Source organism: Aliivibrio sifiae (assembly GCF_002954705.1).
Classification (GTDB): domain Bacteria; phylum Pseudomonadota; class Gammaproteobacteria; order Enterobacterales; family Vibrionaceae; genus Aliivibrio; species Aliivibrio sifiae_A.
Window position 1 is genome coordinate 541,826 of record NZ_MSCO01000002.1, and the last position, 4,251, is coordinate 546,076.

The 4,251-nt window shown below is 34.9% G+C and carries 6 protein-coding genes; 5 read left to right on the top strand and 1 reads right to left on the bottom strand.

The annotated features are described in order from the left end of the window. Positions 1-911: DUF4062 domain-containing protein (locus tag BTO22_RS13445; protein WP_105055945.1), on the top strand; the 911-nt coding region annotated here is incomplete at its 5' end. Between the two features lie 198 nt (positions 912-1,109). Here BTO22_RS13445 and BTO22_RS13450 read toward each other — a convergent pair. Further along, positions 1,110-1,337, bottom strand: a complete 228-nt coding sequence (locus tag BTO22_RS13450; RefSeq protein WP_105055946.1) for a PAS factor family protein — start codon at positions 1,335-1,337, stop codon at positions 1,110-1,112. Positions 1,338-1,472: 135 nt separating this feature from the next. Between BTO22_RS13450 and BTO22_RS20025 the strand changes: the two genes are divergently transcribed. From BTO22_RS20025 to BTO22_RS13475, 4 genes are all read left to right on the top strand, one after another. Continuing rightward, positions 1,473-1,631: a hypothetical protein gene (locus BTO22_RS20025; protein WP_181044694.1), complete on the top strand. Its 159-nt coding sequence runs from the start codon at positions 1,473-1,475 to the stop codon at positions 1,629-1,631. A gap of 9 nt (positions 1,632-1,640) precedes the next feature. Further along, positions 1,641-2,207, top strand: a complete 567-nt coding sequence (locus tag BTO22_RS13455) for a GIY-YIG nuclease family protein (RefSeq protein ID WP_105055947.1) — start codon at positions 1,641-1,643, stop codon at positions 2,205-2,207. A gap of 135 nt (positions 2,208-2,342) precedes the next feature. After that, a complete protein-coding gene (locus tag BTO22_RS13465; RefSeq protein WP_105055948.1) occupies positions 2,343-2,774 on the top strand; it encodes a hypothetical protein in 432 nt (143 codons plus the stop codon). 707 nt (positions 2,775-3,481) lie between these two features. Beyond that, complete coding sequence (locus BTO22_RS13475; protein WP_258132590.1) at positions 3,482-4,138, top strand: hypothetical protein; 657 nt, start codon at positions 3,482-3,484, stop codon at positions 4,136-4,138. The last annotated feature ends 113 nt before the right edge of the window (positions 4,139-4,251 follow it).

Sequence of the window (4,251 nt, forward strand, 5' to 3'; positions counted from 1 at the left end):
AAGTAGCGCACTGTGATATGTTTGTTCTTATAATTTCTGGCCGTTATGGTGGTAAATTTAAGGGAGGCAATGGTGAATCTATCACTCAAGCCGAATACAATAAAGCTAGGGATCTTGGCTTACCTATTTTTACTTTTGTAAAAGCAGATGTGTCAGCAGCTCAACATTATTATAAAGAAAATATTCGTGTTCATGATGAAGAGTTTGCTAAAAAAATTAATTACCCTGGCATTCAGCAACAAAATGACGCTGTATCAATTTTTTCATTTATTGATTCAGTCCATAGATCAGATACTAATAATGGTATTGAAACCTATCAATCATTTACCGATATTGAATGTCATTTAAAAAAACAATGGGCAGGCATGTTTTTTTCTTTTCTTCAAAAACGTAATGAACATGATAAAGTTGAAGCTATGGCTTCTATATTAAATAAGTTGGCAGGTTCTTCTTCGAAATTAGAAGTCTTAGTCGGTAGCTTACATGATAAAGAAGTAGGGAAAGATGAAACATCTAAGTTACTTGAAGAATCTAAATTATTTTCTAATTGTATAGAGTTTTATTCAGGTTTAATCAAAAATTTAGATTTATCTGCATGGGATGTTGAGCCAAAAGACAGAAAGCAGTTTGTAAAATCAAATATAATGAAGCTTACTTCTTCAGCCCCTAAAGGCGAATTAGAAGATTATTTATCTAGTTTACCTAATATTAGTTTCACTACTCGTGAGGATAAATCAAATACGACTGGTGAGCATGTCATCCAATTTACAAAAAGATCCTCAGCTAAAAGCCTCCAAGCACCTGTCTGGGTAAAAATGCTTAAGCTTTACAATGAATCTATTTTAAAATCAAACTCAAGTATACGTAATGCTTCATTTAACGAGGCGTTAGAGAGATATATGGCAATATAAAATTCACATAACAAATGCATCAACACGATTTGCTACATTCGGCATTTCTAGATTTCTTTGGGTTTATCGCATTAAGTGGTAAATTCAGGCTTAATCTGCATAGTAGCAAACGTGTTATGCAGGCGTTATGTGCATTTTGGGATGGATTCTAGCCTTCAAGATTAACTATTAAAGGCTAGAAATATTAAATGGTTACTATCAGCTAGGTTTTTTTTCTAGAATTTTACAAGCTTTAGTCACCGCATCATCAAGATCCTCTAATCTTCCAGCGCTAACTGGACCTAAGACGCTTGAATATAAAGCAAACTTCTTATCAAAAGGTAAGTTTAATTGGTCGTATAGTTTCTGCCTAATTTCAGCGTACTGGTTAGGCTCTGCATTTGTTAAGTTAGTTAGAGTGTCATAGATGAGTGATGTTGTATCCATTGATTTATCTCCATATTGTTCATCTAATAGTATCGCTAGTATAGGAATGATATTTACAGATACCCATCACAAAATGATTAAAATATCGTCAAAAGTAATCAGTTAAAATTAGGGCAATAATGGCGAGTACTTAAAATGGTTAATCGTGACAATGTAACAATGCACATAACAAATGCATTAACACGATTTGCTACATTCGGCATTCTAGGTTTCTTTGAGTTTATCGTATTAAGTGGTAAATTTGGGCTTAATCTGCATAGTAGCAAACGTGTTATGCAGGCGTTATGTGCTTAAAGGATAATAATGAATAAATTAGTCACATTTTATGAAATAGCTGAAAAAGTTGGCTGTGGTATCGATACAGTTAGACGGAACGCTAGAAAGCTTGAATTGGACATTACCAAAAGTAAAACTCCATCGAGTAGTGGTGCTTTGGTTAATTGTTTATCACGAGAAGATGCTGATTTATTGTTAGCAACTCTTGAGCAGCGAGGTAAAGTTCTTAATGTTAACGATTCATCAGTACAACGATTTGGTTATTTTTATTTAATTCAACTTGTACCAGAAGCTTTACCTAATAGATTTAAGATCGGTTATACGGATAATTTAGAACAAAGATTAAGTGAACATAGAACGTCTGCCCCTACTTCTAAATTGATAAAAAGTTGGGCATGTAAACGTTCATGGGATTATGCAGCAATGGATTCAATTACTAGAGAAGGGTGTGACCTAGTTTTAAATGAAGTCTATGAAGGTGATATTGATGGATTTATTTTTAGAGGAGATCAATTTTTTCAAAATATGCCATCATCAGAAAATGAAATTAGTTTATCAAAGCATTCTCCGTTGTATAAGGAAGAACGCACATAACAAATGCATCAACACGATTTACTACATTCGGCATTCTAGGTTTCTTTGAGTTTACCATATTAAGTGGTAAATTTGAGCTTAATCTGCATGGTAGCAAACGTGTTATGCAGGCGTTATGTGTTTATAGGAAAAAATATGGATTTAGATCGTTACATCTCCGAATTAAAAGGTATTGTTGAAGAAATTGTCGATGAATTTGACTTTGATGAGGCACGTTTTGCTTTATTTGAACATGACTTGCGATCAGAAGGCTTTGAGAATTGGTTACAATTTAAAAGAGATAAGCTCTCAATAGTTAGAGATTTTATATCTTCAACTCCATCACAGCGTAGTAAGCTGAAAAAGTTTCAAGAAAATTATTTTTTTATTGCATTAGCAGCATACCAAGAATGTATTGGTACAATTTGGATGCTTGAATCTATGTCCAAAAGAAATCTCTTATCTGGTTTGCCGTACAGAAAATTCGCGGGACTAGCTAGTGAAACATTTTCTGAAATAGCTAACTTATCAACTGATTGTGAATTACCTTGGGGAGAGTTTTCGTTTGATGTGGAAACACACACATAACAAAGCAATCAACACGATTTATTACATTCGGCTTTGTAGGTTTGTCTTTGGGTTCGGAGTTTAAGGCAGTAAAATTCAGCTAAGTCGTCGTAGTAATAAACGTGTTATTGCGGCGTTGTGCGTACTGAGTCCGAAATTTTTTGCACGGTTCATCAAAAGGATCGTGGCTTTCGTAGTTTCGGCTTAGTAAGCGTAAATTTCTTCTTTGTTGCCTTTTGGTTTTCATTTCATCAGGTTCGCCAAATTAGCCCTTATTTCCCTAAGTTCAGGCGTTTCAGAAGCTATTTTACGCTTCAATTGTTCTTTGGTTATGCCTCATTTTAGTTTGCATCAGTGTTTTCCTCTTGGCATTTTCAATCCCAGTTGTGGCAAGGATATTTGGTTTATCAGTTCCAAATCTGCTGAAACCAAGCCGTTCAAATGGTGTAAAAAATGTATCTGTTTTCCATTTACTTCATCTCGCAATTTAAGAACATTTTGTTCGCTTAATTACTATCGGTAAATTAGAATCAGGACTTAGAAAATCTTGGCAGGGCAGTTCTTTACCAAGTTGGCCAAGCCGAAAGTAAGCACGCACAACAATCGCATCAACACGATTTATTACATTCGGCGTTCTGGGTTTGCCTTTAGTTTTGTGATTAAGGCGGTTAATTTAGGTTGGTTTGCATAGTAATAAACGTGTTATGCCAGCGTTATATGCTTCAAGGATGAAAAAAGTGAAATACGATATTTCTTTTATACATACAGGTCAGGTTCATATTGAAAAATTTGGTTCATTAGTTACTGAACTTTCGCCTAATTTACTTATAAATCATATTGTTGATGAATCATTGTTAACTCATGCTCAGCAGTTTGGTGTTGATTCGATATTAAAATCTAACCTTATAGCGCTGTTGGAAGTTTTGAGTTTAGTCAGCAAAGTCATTGTGATCACTTGTTCATCGATTGGTGGCATTGCTGAAGAAATAGATAACTTAAATGGTTGTAAAGTTCAACGAGTCGATCAGGCAATGGCTGACTTTGCTGTTGAAAATGGCAATAATATTTTAGTTCTTGCGGCATTAGAAAGTACTTTAGAACCAACTCGTGAACTGTTGCTGAAGTCGCTAGCCAAACACAACTCAAAATCTAAGCTTACTTTGTGCCGTGTTGAAAATGCATGGGATTGCTTTCTAGCTGGCAAAATGGATCAATATTATGCCCAAATCAGTGCCGTAATTACCTCTAATGAGAGAAAGTATGACTTAATCGTATTAGCTCAGGCTTCAATGTCTGAGGTTCAAAAGAATGTTAACGTCTCTATTCCAGTCATTAGCAGTCCACGGCTTGGTGTCGAACGAGCAATAAAAGCTCTAACAATTTAAGGCGCATATAACAAATGCATCAACACGATTTGCTACACTCGGCGTTGTCAGTTTGCCTTTAGTTTCAGTGATTAAGGCGTTAAAATTCAGCTAAGTATGCATAGTAGCAAACT